Genomic DNA, 16,612 nt, shown 5'->3' on the forward strand with positions numbered 1-16,612 from the left:
AAAACTAAAATTCAAGCACCTTCCGATAATTTATGCTTGCTCTATTGTGAAAAGATTTACATAATAGAAACTAGGATTGTCAAATGGAGGGTTACAAAGTATGAAAAAGCAATATAGAGATGATAGTTTAGCTTTGCATACAGATTTATATGAACTGAATATGGCACATACGTATTTTAAAGACCATATTCATAAACGCCGTTCTGTATTTGAAGCTTACTTTCGTCGGATGCCGTTTGAAAGCGGTTATGCTGTGTTTGCCGGGCTAGAAAGAGTAATTGATTTTATTGCTAATTTCAGATTTAGCGAAACGGACTTAGATTATTTATATGAAGAATTGCATTATGAAGCGGAGTTTATCGACTATTTAAAGCAAGTTCGCTTTAGCGGTAATGTTCGTTCGGTTGTAGAAGGCGAAATGATTTTTGCTAACGAACCGATGCTGCAAATTGACGCTCCTTTAGCGCAAGCGCAGCTTATTGAAACGCCGCTTTTAAATATTTTAAATTTCCACCCGCTGATTGCGACAAAAGCATCGCGTATTCGCCTGGCCGCGGGAGAAGATAATTTATATGAGCATACGGGTACGAATCAGCTTATGGAATTTGGCTCAAGAAGAGCACACGAGATGGATGCTGCATTTTACGGAGCGAGAGCTGCTTATATTGGAGGCTTTGATGCAACCAGTAATGTCAGAGCGGGGAAAGTATTTGGAATTCCTGTGTCCGGCACTCATGCTCACGCGCTTGTTCAAGTCTATCGTGATGAGTACAGCGCGTTTAAAAAGTATGCGGAATCACACCGTAACTGTATCTTTTTAGTAGATACATATAATACGTTAAAATCAGGTATTCCCAATGCTATTAAAGTAGCAAATGAAATGGGAGATCGCATTAATTTTATCGGTATTCGATTAGATAGCGGAAGACTTCCATATCTTTCTCAAGAGGCAAGAAAAATGCTTGATGAAGCCGGCTATCATGATGTGAAAATTTTTGCTTCGAATGATCTCGATGAGTACAGCATTCTAGATTTGAAAGCGCAAGGTGCCAAAATTGATGGATGGGGAGTTGGAACAAAACTCATGACATCTTTTGATCAGCCTGCGCTAGGAGCGGTGTACAAGCTGGTTTCGATTGAAGATGATCATGGAAACATGGTGGATACGATTAAACTGTCAGAGAATCCAGAAAAAATTTCCACTCCTGGTTTAAAAGAGGTATACCGAATTGTAAATCAAGTGAACCACAAATGGGAAGGCGATTATATTACGATGCAAGACGAAATGCCGAATGAAGAGCAGCATTTAAAAATGTTTCATCCTATTCATACGCACGTCAGCAAGTTTGTCACGAACTTTAACGCACGTAAAATTCACCAGCCAATCTTTACAGACGGCAAGCTTGTGTACGAGCAGCCTACCATTGAAGAAATGAGAGCCTACTGCTTACAGAACTTAAAGCATCTATGGGATGACTACAAAGTCATTACAAAATCGAACGAAGATGTATTCCGTCCTACAGAGTATCCGGTAGACTTGAGTACAAACTGCTGGGATAACAAAATGCAAAATATTGAAGAGACTAGAAGCAAGTTACTATCTGATACCGTACTTGTGTAGATTCCGTCAGCTAGTAATGAGAGGAGAGTTTTTTTATGAAAGAGCTACAAAAGCAAATTATTGAAGAAATGCACGTCCAAAAAGAAATTAATCCCGTGGAAGAAATTCGCCGCAGCGTTGATTTTCTGAAATCCTACATGAACAAATATCCGTTTTTACGTTCGTTTGTACTAGGTATTTCCGGCGGCCAAGATTCTACGTTAACTGGAAAGCTGGCGCAGCTAGCGGTTAATGAGTTGAACGAAGAAGCGGGAGAAGAGCGCTATCAGTTTATTGCTGTTCGTCTTCCATACGGTGTGCAAGCAGATGAAGCAGACTGTCAAGATGCACTTGCTTTTATTCAACCAACAAAATCTATTTCTATTAACGTAAAACCAGCAGTAGATGCTATGCTTTCTGCTGTTGAAGAAGCGGCAGATGATAAAGTTTCCGACTTCAACAAAGGAAATGTAAAAGCGCGTGAACGAATGATTGCGCAATATACGGTAGCGGGCATGTACAGTGGAGTCGTACTCGGAACAGATCACTCTGCTGAAGCTGTTACAGGATTTTATACAAAATTCGGTGACGGAGGAGCTGACTTAGTACCTATTTTCCGTCTGAACAAGCGACAAGGAAAACAAATGCTAAAAAAATTAGGCTGTCCCGAGCATCTATATATGAAAAAACCAACGGCTGATTTGGAAGAAGATCGTCCACAGCTTCCGGATGAAGAAGCGCTTGGCGTAACGTATGAGCAAATCGACGATTATTTAGAAGGCAAAGATGTAGGTGAACATGCAAGTAACGTCATTGAAGGTCACTTCTTAAAAACGCAGCATAAACGCCAATTGCCAATCACAGTATTTGATGATTTTTGGAAATAAATAAGTAAGAAGCTAAGACAAAAGTAGTTTAGTTAAAGGAAGATCTGACCGGTGAAGATTCTTGATAGAGAATCTTCACCGGTCGGATTTTTTTAATGTTATGGCAAACGTAGGTTTCACGTATCCCAATTTCTTATTTTTTATGAAAAAAAGATAGCAAACAAAGAAAGGTATTTTCGAAAAACTAGTGAAATTAGAAAAACATAGGAGTATAATAGCATTAAGTCATCTGATGACCTGTTAACTAAAAGAAGTAAAATGATCAGCTTGGAGGGAGCAAATGATGAAAGTATCTTTATTTGCCACATGTTTGATTGATATGTTTCAAACAAATGTAGGAAAAGCGACGGTAGAATTGTTAGAACGATTAGGATGCGAAGTGGATTTTCCAAAGAGTCAAGTTTGCTGCGGACAGCCTGCATATAACAGCGGTTACGTAAAAGAATCAAAAGAAGCGATGAAAAACATGATAAAAGCGTTTGAACATGCAGAGTACGTTATATCTCCGTCTGGCTCGTGTGTGACAATGTTCAAAGAGTATCCCCATCTTTTTAAAGGTGATACTGCATGGCATGAACCTGCCGTGAAGCTTGCTGATAAAACGTATGAGCTAACAGATTTTATTGTAAACGTTTTAAAAGTGGAAGATGTAGGAGCCAGTTTAAATGGTAAAGCCACTTATCATTCTTCTTGTCATATGACGCGTTTGCTAAACGTAAAAAAAGAACCTTTTACACTATTAAACAATGTAAAGGGTCTTGAAATGGAAAACCTTGAAAACAGTCATAACTGCTGCGGATTCGGCGGGACGTTTTCGGTTAAAATGGGGCAAATCTCTGAACAAATGGTCGATGAAAAAGTGAGCTGTATAGCTAAGACAAACGCAGAGTACTTAATTGGAGCTGACTGCGGCTGTCTTATGAATATTGGAGGAAGAATTGAACGAAAAGGACAGCCTGTAAAAGTGATGCATATCGCTGAAGTGTTAAATAGCAGAATGTAAAGAAAGGAGAATACCGAATGTCTATGAAAATAGGAAACGATCAGTTTAAAAAACGCGTCGATGATGGAGTCAATAATGCGTTTATGCGCTTTGCGGTTTCAGGTGCTCAAGAGCGCTTAAGAAGCCGTAGATTAGATGCGGCAGAAGAGTTAGGAAACTGGGAAGAATGGAGAGCGCTTGGCGAAGAAATTCGTCAGCATACGCTTGAAAATTTAGATTATTATTTAGAGCAGCTCACTGATAATGTAGCTAAACGCGGAGGCCACATTTTTTTCGCTCAAACAGCTGAAGAAGCGAATGAGTACATAAAAAATGTAGCGAAGCAAAAACAGGCAAAGAAAGTGGTTAAATCCAAGTCAATGGTTACAGAAGAAATTCATATGAACGCTGCTTTAGAAGAACTAGGCTGTGAAGTTATTGAAACGGACTTAGGAGAATATATCCTGCAAGTAGATGATCACGATCCGCCTTCTCATATCGTAGCTCCTGCGCTTCATAAAAATAAAGAACAAATTAGAGATGTGTTTCAGGAAAAGCTTTCTTATAAAAAGACAGAAAAACCTGAAGAACTAGCTCTTCATGCCCGGGAAATGCTGAGAAAAGAATTTTTATCAGCAGATATTGGCATCACAGGATGTAATTTTGCGATTGCAGAATCTGGATCTATTTCACTTGTAACCAATGAAGGAAATGCAAGGTTAACAACAGCCCTTCCTAAAACGCAAATTACGGTTATGGGAATGGAAAGAATTGTGCCAACGTTTGAAGAATTTGAAGTGTTGGTAAGCCTGTTAACTAGAAGTGCAGTAGGTCAGCGGCTTACAAGTTACGTAACAGCGCTTACAGGACCTAGACTTCCTGGAGAAGTAGATGGACCGGAAGAGTTTCACCTAGTAATTGTGGATAACGGACGATCTGCGATTTTAGGAACTGAATTTCAATCTGTTTTACAGTGTATTCGCTGTGCGGCATGTGTGAATGTATGTCCCGTGTATCGCCATATTGGAGGACATTCATATGGATCTATTTATTCAGGTCCGATTGGAGCTGTATTATCTCCTTTACTTGGAGGCTATGAAGACTACAAAGAGCTTCCATATGCCTCAACGCTATGCGCAGCCTGTACAGATGCCTGTCCGGTCAAAATTCCGCTGCATGAGCTATTGCACAAGCATCGTCAGCGAATTGTCGAAAAAGAAGGAAAAGCACCTATTTCGGAAAAGCTGGCGATGAAAGCATTTGGCTTGGGAGCAGCTTCTTCTTCTCTATATACAGTGGGCGCTAAAGTAGCACCGGCAGCTCTTACTCCTTTTATGTCAGGAAGCAGTATTTCCAAAGGGCCTGGTCCATTAAAAGCGTGGACGGAAAGCAGAGAGTTTCCGGCGCCTACAAAAGAGCGCTTACGAGATTGGTTTGATAAAAGGAGTGATGAGGATGAACGGAAGCATTCAAAATAGAGACAGTTTTTTAGACAATATTGCTGCTAATCTTAAGCGAAGCAGGCGAACAAGCGGCGTAGTAAAGCCACAATGGAAGCATGCTCCTCAGCATGAGGTCTACCGCAGCTATTCGCCAGATCAATTAAAGAAAGAGCTTGAAAACCATTGCGAACGTATTCATACTCGCTATGTAGAAACATCATCACAACACTTGCCAGCTGTCCTTGAGGAAGCCGTAGCGAACTATGGAAATGGTCTTGTCTGCACGTGGAATGATCCTAGGTTTTCCGAATATGGATTGAATCTGCTGATGGAGAAATGGGAAACAAGCAGTAGCCTTCATGTATGGAATTCTGGAAAAGGCGATGAGAATATTCAACTAGCTGAACAAGCAAATGTTGGCATTACCTTCAGTGATTTGACGCTAGCGGAATCCGGCACAGTTGTTTTGTTCAGTAGCGCTGAAAAAGGACGATCGGTAAGCTTGCTGCCCGCCACTTATATTGCAATCATACCTCAAAGCTCAATTGTTCCTCGCATGACACAAGCCGCTGAAATGATTCATGAAAAAGTAGAGCGAGGAGAAAAGATTGCTTCTTGCATTAACTTTATTACGGGACCGAGCAATTCAGCTGATATTGAAATGAATTTAGTAGTTGGTGTGCATGGGCCTATTCAAGCAACTTATATTGTAGTGAATGATCGATGAGGCTGTGACAAACGTATTTTAGCCCAAGTGAAAAACGAACCATTACTCAACGTGTTTGAGTAATGGTTCGTTTTCTTTGTTATGGTGAGCGTAGGTTTCATCCGTTTCGTTCCTTCTAGCAGTTGATTGGAAGGCAAAGCGAAGACTCCTGCGGAAAGAAAAGACTTGTACGGAAATCAACAGCGGTGTAACAAGCGGTTCAGCTCATGTATCCAATTTGTTTGTCTTTAGATTAGATTGATTTAGTTATGAGCCTCTTTTATTTATGCTTTCTTTCTAAATAGCGGGATAATGTGAAGAAATGTCGTATTTTGAATAAACGTGCCTAATTTTAAAAAGGTAAAAAGCAAATCTTGTAGAATATTAAGTCTATAGATAAAAGGTGGGGAAATGGGAAGTGCAAAAGAAAGGAGCAATGAGCATGTCACCACACAGAGAATTAACATCTGAAGCTGAGCAAAAGCAGCAAGGTGAATTACAGCAGCTACGAGCTATTTTTAATGACGTATTAGATGCCATTGTCGTATTTGATGAGTATTTTCAAGTTATAAATGCAAATGAATCAGCCTGCGGGCTGTTTGAAAAAACAAAGGATGAGCTATTAACGTATCAAATGAAAGATTTTCTGATGTATTTTCCGTATGACATGATTGAAGCGTATTATCCAGCACTCTTAGAAGAAAGCTATTTCAAATATGAAGGCGCGATGACGCTTCGAAGCGGCATGATGAAACATGTTGAATTTACTTCACACAAACATAGTCACATGTCGGGCATTATTGTGTGTACATTTCGGGATATTACGCAGCACAAAATGATGGAAAATGAACGGTTTATTAGTCATCATATGTTTATGGATGTATTTAATGAAGCGGTAGACGGAATTGTCATTTTTGATCGAACGGGTCAGCTTATCGACGCGAACCCTTCATTTTGCGAACGATTAAATTATACAAGAGCACAGCTTCTAACCAAAACATTAGAAGAGCTTGTAGAACCTACTTATCATTATAAGGTGAAAAAATTATGGAGAACTCTGCATCAAGAAGGAAAGACAAGCGGTGAGCTACCGATCAGGCTCGAAAATGGAGACGTTACTTTTTTTGAATTTACCACAACGGCTAATATATACAGTCAATACTATATGTCCATTATGAGAGACGTGACGGAAAAACGGCTGATGGAGCAGCAGCTGTTGAGAAGCGAAAAAAATTTCAGGGCTATTTTTGAAAATGCGATTGAAGCGATCTTGATTTGGAGAGATGATGGTGAAATCTTGAACGCTAATCTTGCTTCTTCGCGTACATTTGAGCTGCCGTTAAACAAATTAATTGGAAGTAATTTGTATACATTTATCGATACAAAAAGCTTTAGTGCGTTAAAGGTGCTCCAAACGTTTCAAACAAAAGGAGAAATTCGCAATCAGCTTCCTTTTTACATGCCAAATGGAGAAATCAAACAGTTGGAATTCACAGGGAAAAAAGGCATTATAGAAGGAGACCATTTAACGATTTTTCGAAACATCAGTGAACGTACAAAAATCGAACAGGAGCTTCGGAATAACGAAGAGAAATTCAGACAGATTTTTAATGGTTCGATCGATGGGTTAGTTTTATGGGACGGCAAGCGAAATATTATTGATGTAAATTCTTCTCTTTGTGATATTCTAGAACTCAGCAAAGAGGAGATTTGTGCGCACTCCATGGAGGATTTTATTTCTTCAGCGAATTTGGATGCGGTCATTGAGCATAAAGAAACGATTGAGCAAAAAGGGGAAGCTGAAGGAGAGATTACGTACGTTACGGGGAACGAAAAAGTTAAAAATATCGAATTTTCCACGAAAAAAGATATCTTACCAGGTCTATATATGACGCTTTTAAGAGACGTAACGGAACGAAATCAAATGCAAGAGCAGATTCGAAAATCGGATACGCTTCAAGTAGTCGGACAGTTAGCAGCTGGGATTGCGCATGAAATCCGCAACCCGATGACAGCTTTAAAAGGGTTTGTTCAGCTGTTAGAAAGCAGCATTCAAGAAGACCACTCTCTTTATTTTGATATTATTAAATCTGAATTAAAAAGAATTGAAACCATTATTACAGAGTTTCTCGTACTCGCTAAGCCACAGGCCGTAAAGTTTGAAAAGAAAAATCTAGCTGCGGTTGTTAAAGAAACGATTGATTTATTAAATGCTCAAGCGCTTTTAGAAAATATTCAGTTTGAACTAAGTGTGTCTCCTCAGCTGCCAATGGTGTACTGCGAGCCGAACCAGATTAAGCAAGTACTAATAAATGTCATTAAAAATGCAATTGAAGTCACGTCAAACGGAGGAAGAATTATTGTTGAAGTCTACTCTACAGAGCCGCACTACGTGACGGTCTCCATTCGAGATCAAGGGGATGGAATGCCCGAAGAGCGCATCAAGCGCTTAGGAGAACCATTTTATACGACAAAAGAAAAAGGAACGGGACTCGGTTTGATGGTCTCATATAAAATTATCGAAGAACATAAAGGGCGAATTGAAGTGGAAAGCAAAATAGGAGAAGGCACAGCTTTTCATGTTATTCTTCCAGCTTAATTAGAAAGGATAAAAAAATATGTACTACGGAGAAATGAATTTATTTTCTGATTTGAAAATTTATATTGTAGCCTCGGAAACAGGGGTTCAACATATTTGGTTTGATAGCGATGATCATAATGAGCAGCTTAAAGAACTTGTCCATGACGAGAATTATCACCATGTGAAAGAAGCGAAGCGACAGCTGCAGGATTATGCTGAAGGGCGCACGCTAACATTTGATTTGCCTTTGGATATAAAAGGAACAGACTTTCAAAAAGAAGTGTGGCTAACGCTTAAAGGTATACCTTATGGACAAACGTGGTCTTATAGTGATGTAGCGGATTCTGTTAATCGCTCTAAAGCCGTAAGGGCTGTGGGACAAGCGAATCGTCGAAATCCACTGCCTATTATTTTACCTTGTCACCGTGTGATTGGAAAAAATGGAGCTTTAACAGGTTATGCAGGCTCCCAAACTCATATAAAAGAGAAACTATTAATGCTTGAAAGAAATGTAGCAAAAGGCGCTCTGGAGTTAAAATAACTATTCACCGTCCAATTTCCAGCCTTCTCCCTGCACAAAAACACCGTCAATTTGCTGAGGAGAAGGGAGGGAATTTAGTTCTTCATCTTTGGATAAATCGAATAGCTGATAGTGCTGCTTACGATTCAACGCTTTGTTTTTATCCGTTTTTTGCTCTGAACTCATATTTACTCCCCCTTATTCAAAAAGAATCCCCTATAATATATGTAGAAAAAGAAGAGAGTACTGTTACAATTGTGTTACAAATGCAGTTGAAAACCAGTGCTCAATAAAAAAAAGCCGCATAGCAGCGGCTTTTTTTATTGAGCAGATTGCAGCAAAACTTTTTGAATGGATTCCAAAGACGGGGAATGGATAATTCCATGCTCTGTAATAATGGCCGTAATCAGTTCGCTTGGCGTCACATCAAAAGCTGGATTGTACACAGAGATTCCGTCTGGAGCAATTTGTGTATCTCCAATGTGCGTTACTTCTTTAGGTGAACGTTCTTCAATAGGGATGCTGCTGCCGTCTTGAATAGATAAATCAAATGTGGACTGCGGCGCTGCTACGTAAAATGGAATACCGAATGCTTTCGCTAAAAGAGCAAGTCCATATGTTCCAATTTTGTTAGCCGTATCGCCATTTGCTGCAATGCGGTCAGCACCTACAATAATCCCATTAATTCCTTTTGTTTTAATGGTATGAGCGGCCATATTATCCGTAATCAGCGTCACGTCCACTCCCGACTGCTGAAGTTCCCAGGCTGTTAAGCGAGAACCTTGAAGAACGGGTCTTGTTTCACAGGCAAATACTTCAAGCGGAATATCACGCTGCTTAGACAAGTGAAAAGGTGCTAAGGCTGTTCCATAATAAGCTGTAGCAATTGAACCAGCATTACATATTGTCATGATTTTATCCTTCTTTTTAAATAAAGAAAGAGCATGATCCCCAATTCGGTAGCACGTTTCTTCATCTTCTACTTGAATTTGAATAGCTTCATGAACAACTTTTGTTTTAGCTTCATTAACGGAAGAAGCGGATTCAGCGCTTTTCGCTACGCGCTCCAATGCCCAAAATAAATTGACGGCAGTAGGGCGTGAGCTAGCTAAATACTGTTGATCAAGAGCTAGCTTTTTGTTAAATTCCTTGACTGAATCTGTGTCATAGCTAAGCGCAGAAAGAGCAAGACCAAAAGCCGCCGTAATGCCAATTGCAGGGGCTCCGCGTACTTTCAAGGTAGTGATAGCATCCCATACGTCTTTAATGGTTTGCAGCTTAATATATTCAACGTTGCCAGGAAGCTGCTGCTGATCTAATAAAGTAATATATGATTCATTCCATTCCACTGAGCGCGGAAGTGATAGTGTATTTGTCATGCTGATACCGATCCTTTCATTGTGTACATTATTCGTTATCGAAGTAAATGTTCAAATTCATTTGGTGAAACGTCTTGTTGGTGCAGAAGCAAATAGCGTCCAATTTTTAACGCAGTACGTTTAGCGTTAATTTTTCTTTCCTCTGAAGAAATTTCGTCTAAGTCCGCCACGTGAGCTAAGCCAATCGTACGTCGAATGATTTCACATCCTGCATATCCAACAGCATCTTGCCACGTTTGCGTTAAAATTTCATGTAATAAGCGCTCATCTTTAGCGAAAGGTTCAGTGTTTTCAGCATGCCAAAGCGCAGTAAAGGTATCTTTGAATACGTTCCATGTGTTCGTAATGTGTGCAAATAACGGTTCGCGATTTGTTTCTCGAGAAAGAGCGTTTAAAAATAAATTCGCAACAAATTGCCCTAAATCGAATCCAAACGGACCGTAAAAAGCAAACTCTGGATCAATCACTTTCGTTTCTTGACTGCTAGCAAAGATGCTGCCTGTATGTAAATCACCGTGGATTAGCGTTTGCGCATTTGTTAAAAATTTATATTTTAATTTTGCTGCTTGTAGCTTTACATCACCATCATTCCACAATTCTTCTACATCAGGACGCAGCGCTTTTTCAAATTCATTTGTATCAATATCAAAAAAAGGATCTGTAAAAACTAAATCTTCCGTAATATTGCATAAGTCGGGGTTGCTGTACTTAACAACTTCTTCTTTTTTATCCTGAGGTTTTAAGGCGAAATCAGACGTTTTGAACGCAATATGTCCTAAAAAAGAACCGATATGCTGTGAGATCAGAGGATAACTTTCACCTTGAATAAGTCCGGCGCGAGAAATCGTTAAATGAGACAGGTCTTCCATGACCGTAACAGCAAGCGTTTCATCGTGGTAATAAACAGCGGGCACAAGTTCTGGCGTAAATGCACCGAATTGCTTGAGCGCATTGCTTTCAATTGTGGCACGGTTCAAGGATAGAGGCCAGCTTTCGCCTACAACTTTTGCATAGGGAAGCGCTTGTTTGACGATAATGGATTTATTGGTTTGATCATTTATGATGTGAAAGACGAGATTTAAGTTGCCGTCACCAATTTCACGGGCAGTCAGTGCTTCTGTGGCATCAAAAAGACCTAGCTTTTTCACAAGTTTGATTGCTGAAATTTCTGTTAAAGGGTGATACTTCTCTGTTTTTGTTGTTGACATCGGAATCCCTCCATAGTTTATTAAACTGATTTGTTTACTAAGTTAATAGGTTTAAGAATATATGGAGGCTTTTATAATTTTAGAAAATATAAAAGCCTCTTTCGTTAGAAAGAGGCTTGATTGTAGTGTTCAAACCTCTTATCTGCCAGAAAAAATTACTTTCTGTTGGAATTAGCACCGTGCCTTTGTAAAACATGTTTTACGGGTGTGATCCATCTTAGGATGGAATGACGGTCGGTTGCTGGGCTTCACAGGGCCAAATCCCTCAGCCAACTCTTGATAAGAGTGCGATTACTTATTCAATTTTGATTTGTTTGAATATTTTATGATATCTGGTGAAAATCGTATCATGCAAAAAAACGGCTGTCAATACATAATTAATAAAATTCTGTACGGCGATCTGTAAAGACGGGAATTTGTTTACGAATTTCTTTTACAAGTTCCAGGTTAACGTCAGCACTTAAAAGTTCTTCGCTATCGCCAGCTTCAGCGATTATTTCTCCCCACGGATCGATGACTAAGGAATGTCCGGCAAATGTGTTATTAGGATCTTGGCCTACACGATTACATGCGATTACATAGCATTGATTTTCGATTGCACGGCTAATGAGCAGGGCTTTCCAGTGGGCAAGTCTTGGAGCCGGCCACTGAGCGACAACAAACAAGACTTCTGCTCCGCTGCTAGTATGAACCCGTATCCATTCTGGGAAACGAATATCGTAACAAATAACTCCTGCGCACAGTGACTGTTCAAGTGTAAAAAGGTTTTTTGCTGTTCCTGCTTCTAAATACAGGTGTTCATCCATTAATTTAAATAAGTGCAGTTTACTGTATTGTGATACTTCACGACCTTTTCGGTCAAAAATATACATCGTATTCGTGACGCCTTGCTCTGTTTTTTTCGCGATCGAACCTCCCACAATATTTACTGCGTTCGTTTTAGCAAACTGAGAGATTAATTGCTTGGCTTGCTGCCCTTCATCATCTGCAATTTCGTCTAGCCGCGTCAAATCATAGGCTGTATCCCATAGCTCAGGAAGCACAAGGATATCAGGGTTTTCTTTCAGGGCTTCCGTCATCTTTTGTTCGATATATTTTCGGTTTTTAGTTGGGTTTCCAAACGCAATATCAAGCTGCAAACACGTAATTTTTACACTCACTTTATCATCCGTCCTTTTTTTAGTAGTTGAAAAAAATGACTTTACAAGTTGAGTATTACAATATATTATTTGTGACTAGAATTTCAAGAATTTTTTGAGAAGGTGTGCGATGATGAAACAATTTGAGCAATCGGAACTATTAAAAAGTTTACCAAAACAATTTTTTGCATCACTTGTGGGCAAGGTAGGAAAAGTAATGGCCCAAGGGCACGACGTTATTAACTTAGGGCAGGGAAATCCTGATCAGCCTACTCCTTCACATATTGTAGAAACACTGCAAAAAGCAAGTGCTAATCCTATGCATCATAAATATTCTCCATTTCGGGGGCACCAGTTTTTAAAAGAGGCCGTTGCGACTTTTTATAAACGAGAATATGGCGTTGATGTGGATCCTGAAAAAGAAGTAGCTATTTTATTTGGCGGAAAGGGTGGACTTGTTGAAATCCCGCAGTGCTTGTTAAATCCTGGAGATACGGTGCTGGTTCCAGATCCTGGATATCCTGACTACTGGTCTGGAGTAGAGCTTGCAAAAGCCAAGATGGAAGTGATGCCTCTCACGGCTGAAAATCATTTTCTACCCGTATACGAAGAGATAAGTGAACGTGCTAAAGAACAGGCAAAGCTCATGTTTTTAAACTATCCGAATAATCCTACTGGTGCAGTGGCAACGGCAGAATTTTTTGAAGACACCGTGGCGTTTGCTGCCAAGCACGATATTTGTGTGGTACACGACTTTGCTTACGGAGCAATTGGGTTTGATGGTAAAAAGCCAATCAGTTTTTTACAGACTCCTGGTGCAAAAGAGACGGGAATTGAAATTTATACTCTTTCTAAAACGTATAACATGGCGGGATGGCGAGTTGGATTTGCTGTAGGAAATGAAAGTGTAGTAGAAGCTATTAATCTTCTTCAAGATCATATGTATGTCAGTCTCTTTGGGGCCGTTCAAGAGGCAGCAGCCGCAGCTCTGTTGGAATCTCAACAATGTGTGAATGATTTAGTTAAGCGCTATGAATCTAGACGCAATACCTTTATTCAAGGGCTTCGAGAAATTGGTTGGGATGTTACATCTCCAGCAGGCTCCTTTTTTGCATGGCTAAAAGTTCCTGAAGGATATACTTCCGAACAGTTTTCAGATTTACTCCTTGAAAAAGCCCACGTTGTGGTTGCTCCTGGTGTAGGCTTTGGAACATATGGTGAAGGCTATGTGCGCGTAGGATTGCTGACGGATGAAGAGCGCATGAGAGAAGCTGTATCTCGAATAAAAAAATTAAATTTATTTTAAAAACGCATTGACAATCCTTTTTGAGTTGGCTTAATATGTAAGAAGTTAACGAGATTAATAACCGATAAATCCTAGCGGTATTTTTTATTTAGTATATAATCTACGAATTCAATTTAAATAAATAGCAACTTTCTTATTAAGAGTAGGTGGAGGGACTAGCCCGATGAAGCCCGGCAACCGACTTAACGCATGTTAAGCACGGTGCTAATTCTTGCAGCAGCAGCTGAGAGATAAGAAGAGCAACGAAAGCCTCTTCTTAATCACAGAAGAGGTTTTTTTTATTAACGATATTAAACAGCAAGGGAGTTTTTAGCATAATGAGCGAAATCGTTGCAAGCTACTTACTACATGATAATAAAGGAAATTTTCATAAAAAAGCGGAAGGAATCGCTTTAGGACTAACCGTCGGCTCATGGACAGATCTGCCGCTTTTAGATCAGCAGCAGCTTCAAAAGCATAAAGGGCGCGTCGTGTCCGTAACTGAGCTTCAAGATTGCGAACGTGTAAACGGATATTTAGGCGGAGAAATTAAGCAGGCTATTGTCAAAATTGCTTATCCAACTGCCAACTTTTCAAGAGATTTACCGGCTATTTTAGTTACAGTTTTCGGAAAACTATCACTTGATGGAAAAGTGAAATTATTAGACTTGGATTTTCCTGATGAATTATTAGCTGAATTCCCAGGACCACGCTTTGGAATAGAAGGTATCCGAGAGAAACTAGGCGTTTATGACCGTCCGCTTGTGATGAGTATTTTTAAAGGCGTGATTGGAAGAGATATGACGTACTTAACAACTCAGCTGCGTGAGCAAGCGCTTGGCGGAGTGGATTTGGTTAAAGACGACGAGATTTTGTTTGATAGTGAACGAACACCTTTTGAAGCTCGCGTTACAGAAGGAAAAAAAGTACTGAATGAAGTATACGAAAAAACGGGACACCGCACGCTGTATGCTGTTAATTTAACGGGACGAACGTTTGAGTTAAAAGAAAAAGCGAGAAAAGCAGCTGAGCTAGGAGCCGATGCTCTTTTATTCAACGTATTTGCTTACGGGTTAGACGTACTGCAGGCACTTCGAGAAGATGATGAAATTAACTTGCCGATTATGGCACACCCAGCTGTTAGCGGAGCGCTTACGCCGTCAGAGTTTTACGGTTTTTCAAATTCATTGCTGCTTGGAAAGCTATTGCGTTTAGCCGGAGCAGATTTCTCACTGTTTCCATCACCATACGGAAGCGTAGCGCTTTCTCTTGAAGATACGACAGGCATTGCCTACGAATTAACGCGTCCTGTATACAAATATAAGCAGTCTTTCCCGGTTCCTTCAGCAGGAATTCATCCTGGAATGGTACCGCAGCTTGTGAAGGACTTTGGAATCGACAGCATTATTAATGCAGGAGGCGGAGTTCACGGTCATCCAGACGGAGCTATCGGAGGAGGAAAAGCATTCCGTGCGGCGATAGATGCAGTACTCTCTCATCAAACACTAGCCGAAAAAGCTGAAGAATCAAAAGAGTTGCAAAAAGCTTTGCAACTATGGGGAACAGTAGAGGTGAAAGCATGACATCGTTAAAAATCTTTTGTGACTTTGATGGAACAATTACAAATAGCGATAACATTATTGCTATTATGAAACAATTTGCTCCTCCGGAGTGGGAAAGTATTAAAGACGACGTGTTGGCACAGCGCGTCTCCATTCAAGAAGGAGTTGGGCAAATGTTTGCCTTGCTCCCCGTGGAATTAAAAGAAGATATTATTTCTTATATTTTAGAGACATCTGCTATTCGAGATGGATTTGATGATTTTATTGCCTATACAAAAGAGCACCATATTCCGCTTTATATTGTAAGCGGAGGAATTGACTTTTTTGTAAAACCACTTTTGGGAAATCGAGTTGCAGAGGAAATGCTCTACTGCAACGGATCTGATTTTTCCGGTGAGCATATTTCCATTACGTGGCCTCATACATGTGATAAACAGTGTACAAATGACTGCGGCTGCTGTAAGCCAACGATTATTCGCCATCTTGCAGATGAAAGAGATCATACGGTTGTTATTGGCGATTCAATTACGGATTTGCAGGCTGCCAAATTAGCTGATACGGTCATTGCACGTGACTTTTTAATTGAAAAATGTGAAGAGCTATCTCTACCGTATCGTCCTTTTTCTACTTTTTATGATGTAATTCATCATTTACAAGAATTAACAGAAGAGGTGAAAGCATGAGTATCATGGCTCAGCAAAGGTTGCATGAGCTTGCGGATATAAAAGATGAGTTGGCAGAGCGCGATTGGTTCTTCGGTACAAGCGGAAACTTAGCGATTAAAGTGGACCAAAATCCGACAACTTTCTTTGTATCAGCAAGTGGAAAAGACAAAAGAAAACGTACAAATGAAGATTTTTTATTAGTTGATCAATATGGAAAGCCTGCAGAAGACACGCATTTAAAGCCTTCTGCTGAAACGCTTTTACACGTTAAGATTTACGATTTAACGAATGCTGGGTGCAGTCTTCATGTACATACAATCGACAACAACGTGATCTCCGAACTGTACGGAGATGAAGGCGTTATTTCATTCAAGGGTCAAGAAATTATTAAGGCGCTAGGGATTTGGGAAGAAGATGCGGAAATTACTGTTCCGATTATTCCGAATTACGCAGATATTCCGACACTAGCAGAAGAGTTTTCTCATCATATAAAAGGCGATCAAGGCGCGATTTTGATTCGTAACCATGGGATTACGGTATGGGGAAAAAATGCATTTGAAACAAAAAAAGCGCTAGAAGCCTATGAATTTCTATTTAGCTACCACGTCAAATTACTGTCACTTAAAGGCATTAAGCTAAAGGTGCATTTATAAAAG

General features: G+C 39.9%; 15 protein-coding genes and 2 riboswitches. Of the genes, 11 read left to right on the plus strand and 4 right to left on the minus strand.

Going from position 1 to position 16,612, the window contains the following annotated elements; genetic code table 11:
• Positions 1 to 100 precede the first annotated feature (100 nt).
• The 7 genes from BG04_RS17675 to BG04_RS17705 all read left to right on the plus strand — a co-directional run bounded on the left by BG04_RS17675 (position 101) and on the right by BG04_RS17705 (position 8,739).
• Positions 101 to 1,621 (plus strand): nicotinate phosphoribosyltransferase, encoded by a 1,521-nt coding sequence (locus BG04_RS17675; protein ID WP_034653572.1) that lies wholly within the window; start codon positions 101 to 103, stop codon positions 1,619 to 1,621.
• A gap of 35 nt (positions 1,622 to 1,656) precedes the next feature.
• On the plus strand, positions 1,657 to 2,487 hold the full coding sequence (gene nadE / locus BG04_RS17680) for an NAD(+) synthase (protein ID WP_034653569.1): 831 nt from the start codon (positions 1,657 to 1,659) through the stop codon (positions 2,485 to 2,487).
• A 283-nt stretch (positions 2,488 to 2,770) separates the two neighbouring features.
• Positions 2,771 to 3,490 carry a (Fe-S)-binding protein gene (locus BG04_RS17685; RefSeq protein ID WP_034655262.1) on the plus strand — a complete coding sequence of 240 codons (720 nt, stop codon included), beginning with the start codon at positions 2,771 to 2,773 and terminating at the stop codon, positions 3,488 to 3,490.
• 17 nt (positions 3,491 to 3,507) lie between these two features.
• Positions 3,508 to 4,947: a LutB/LldF family L-lactate oxidation iron-sulfur protein gene (locus BG04_RS17690; protein ID WP_034653567.1), complete on the plus strand. Its 1,440-nt coding sequence runs from the start codon at positions 3,508 to 3,510 to the stop codon at positions 4,945 to 4,947.
• Positions 4,925 to 5,638, plus strand: coding sequence for a LutC/YkgG family protein (locus BG04_RS17695; protein WP_034653565.1), 714 nt, complete (start codon positions 4,925 to 4,927; stop codon positions 5,636 to 5,638). The genes BG04_RS17690 and BG04_RS17695 overlap by 23 nt, the downstream gene beginning before the upstream one ends.
• Positions 5,639 to 6,059: 421 nt before the next feature.
• Positions 6,060 to 8,216, plus strand: a complete 2,157-nt coding sequence (locus tag BG04_RS17700) for a PAS domain S-box protein (RefSeq protein ID WP_016763376.1) — start codon at positions 6,060 to 6,062, stop codon at positions 8,214 to 8,216.
• 19 nt (positions 8,217 to 8,235) lie between these two features.
• On the plus strand, positions 8,236 to 8,739 hold the full coding sequence (locus BG04_RS17705; protein WP_034653563.1) for a methylated-DNA--[protein]-cysteine S-methyltransferase: 504 nt from the start codon (positions 8,236 to 8,238) through the stop codon (positions 8,737 to 8,739).
• Here the strand turns inward: BG04_RS17705 and BG04_RS31020 are convergent, their stop codons facing one another.
• The 4 genes from BG04_RS31020 to BG04_RS17720 all read right to left on the minus strand — a co-directional run bounded on the left by BG04_RS31020 (position 8,740) and on the right by BG04_RS17720 (position 12,465).
• Positions 8,740 to 8,904 carry a hypothetical protein gene (locus BG04_RS31020; protein WP_013082215.1) on the minus strand — a complete coding sequence of 55 codons (165 nt, stop codon included), beginning with the start codon at positions 8,902 to 8,904 and terminating at the stop codon, positions 8,740 to 8,742. It abuts the gene before it with no gap.
• A 134-nt stretch (positions 8,905 to 9,038) separates the two neighbouring features.
• On the minus strand, positions 9,039 to 10,097 hold the full coding sequence (gene mtnA, locus BG04_RS17710; RefSeq protein ID WP_034653562.1) for an S-methyl-5-thioribose-1-phosphate isomerase: 1,059 nt from the start codon (positions 10,095 to 10,097) through the stop codon (positions 9,039 to 9,041).
• Between the two features lie 35 nt (positions 10,098 to 10,132).
• A complete protein-coding gene (gene mtnK, locus BG04_RS17715) occupies positions 10,133 to 11,305 on the minus strand; it encodes an S-methyl-5-thioribose kinase (RefSeq protein ID WP_034653559.1) in 1,173 nt (390 codons plus the stop codon).
• Between the two features lie 135 nt (positions 11,306 to 11,440).
• Positions 11,441 to 11,591, minus strand: a riboswitch (SAM riboswitch).
• A gap of 91 nt (positions 11,592 to 11,682) precedes the next feature.
• Positions 11,683 to 12,465 carry a carbon-nitrogen family hydrolase gene (locus tag BG04_RS17720; RefSeq protein ID WP_016763379.1) on the minus strand — a complete coding sequence of 261 codons (783 nt, stop codon included), beginning with the start codon at positions 12,463 to 12,465 and terminating at the stop codon, positions 11,683 to 11,685.
• Positions 12,466 to 12,577: 112 nt separating this feature from the next.
• On the opposite strand from BG04_RS17720, the gene BG04_RS17725 reads away from it, so the two are divergent.
• The 4 genes from BG04_RS17725 (at position 12,578) to BG04_RS17740 (ending at position 16,609) form a co-directional block, all read left to right on the plus strand.
• A complete protein-coding gene (locus BG04_RS17725; RefSeq protein ID WP_025749446.1) occupies positions 12,578 to 13,750 on the plus strand; it encodes a pyridoxal phosphate-dependent aminotransferase in 1,173 nt (390 codons plus the stop codon).
• 130 nt (positions 13,751 to 13,880) lie between these two features.
• Positions 13,881 to 13,987, plus strand: a riboswitch (SAM riboswitch).
• Between the two features lie 80 nt (positions 13,988 to 14,067).
• On the plus strand, positions 14,068 to 15,312 hold the full coding sequence (gene mtnW, locus BG04_RS17730; RefSeq protein ID WP_025749445.1) for a 2,3-diketo-5-methylthiopentyl-1-phosphate enolase: 1,245 nt from the start codon (positions 14,068 to 14,070) through the stop codon (positions 15,310 to 15,312).
• Positions 15,309 to 15,974, plus strand: coding sequence for a 2-hydroxy-3-keto-5-methylthiopentenyl-1-phosphate phosphatase (locus tag BG04_RS17735; RefSeq protein WP_028407890.1), 666 nt, complete (start codon positions 15,309 to 15,311; stop codon positions 15,972 to 15,974). The genes mtnW and BG04_RS17735 overlap by 4 nt, the downstream gene beginning before the upstream one ends.
• Positions 15,971 to 16,609, plus strand: a complete 639-nt coding sequence (locus tag BG04_RS17740; RefSeq protein WP_034653552.1) for a methylthioribulose 1-phosphate dehydratase — start codon at positions 15,971 to 15,973, stop codon at positions 16,607 to 16,609. The genes BG04_RS17735 and BG04_RS17740 overlap by 4 nt, the downstream gene beginning before the upstream one ends.
• Positions 16,610 to 16,612: the final 3 nt, after the last annotated feature.

Origin of the sequence: Priestia megaterium NBRC 15308 = ATCC 14581 (assembly GCF_000832985.1) — a bacterium.
Classification (GTDB): Bacteria; Bacillota; Bacilli; order Bacillales; family Bacillaceae_H; genus Priestia; species Priestia megaterium.

Bases quoted from the DNA above. Each gene is read 5' to 3' on its own strand.
- BG04_RS17700 (WP_016763376.1), top strand. From the start codon at position 6,060: ATGTCACCACACAGAGAATTAACATCTGAAGCTGAGCAAAAGCAGCAA.
- BG04_RS17725 (WP_025749446.1), top strand. From the start codon at position 12,578: ATGAAACAATTTGAGCAATCGGAACTATTAAAAAGTTTACCAAAACAA.
- mtnK (WP_034653559.1), bottom strand. From the start codon at position 11,305: ATGTCAACAACAAAAACAGAGAAGTATCACCCTTTAACAGAAATTTCA.
- BG04_RS17690 (WP_034653567.1), top strand. From the start codon at position 3,508: ATGTCTATGAAAATAGGAAACGATCAGTTTAAAAAACGCGTCGATGAT.
- mtnW (WP_025749445.1), top strand. From the start codon at position 14,068: ATGAGCGAAATCGTTGCAAGCTACTTACTACATGATAATAAAGGAAAT.
- nadE (WP_034653569.1), top strand. From the start codon at position 1,657: ATGAAAGAGCTACAAAAGCAAATTATTGAAGAAATGCACGTCCAAAAA.
- mtnA (WP_034653562.1), bottom strand. From the start codon at position 10,097: ATGACAAATACACTATCACTTCCGCGCTCAGTGGAATGGAATGAATCA.
- BG04_RS17675 (WP_034653572.1), top strand. From the start codon at position 101: ATGAAAAAGCAATATAGAGATGATAGTTTAGCTTTGCATACAGATTTA.
- BG04_RS17685 (WP_034655262.1), top strand. From the start codon at position 2,771: ATGAAAGTATCTTTATTTGCCACATGTTTGATTGATATGTTTCAAACA.
- BG04_RS17740 (WP_034653552.1), top strand. From the start codon at position 15,971: ATGAGTATCATGGCTCAGCAAAGGTTGCATGAGCTTGCGGATATAAAA.
- BG04_RS17735 (WP_028407890.1), top strand. From the start codon at position 15,309: ATGACATCGTTAAAAATCTTTTGTGACTTTGATGGAACAATTACAAAT.
- BG04_RS31020 (WP_013082215.1), bottom strand. From the start codon at position 8,904: ATGAGTTCAGAGCAAAAAACGGATAAAAACAAAGCGTTGAATCGTAAG.
- BG04_RS17705 (WP_034653563.1), top strand. From the start codon at position 8,236: ATGTACTACGGAGAAATGAATTTATTTTCTGATTTGAAAATTTATATT.
- BG04_RS17695 (WP_034653565.1), top strand. From the start codon at position 4,925: ATGAACGGAAGCATTCAAAATAGAGACAGTTTTTTAGACAATATTGCT.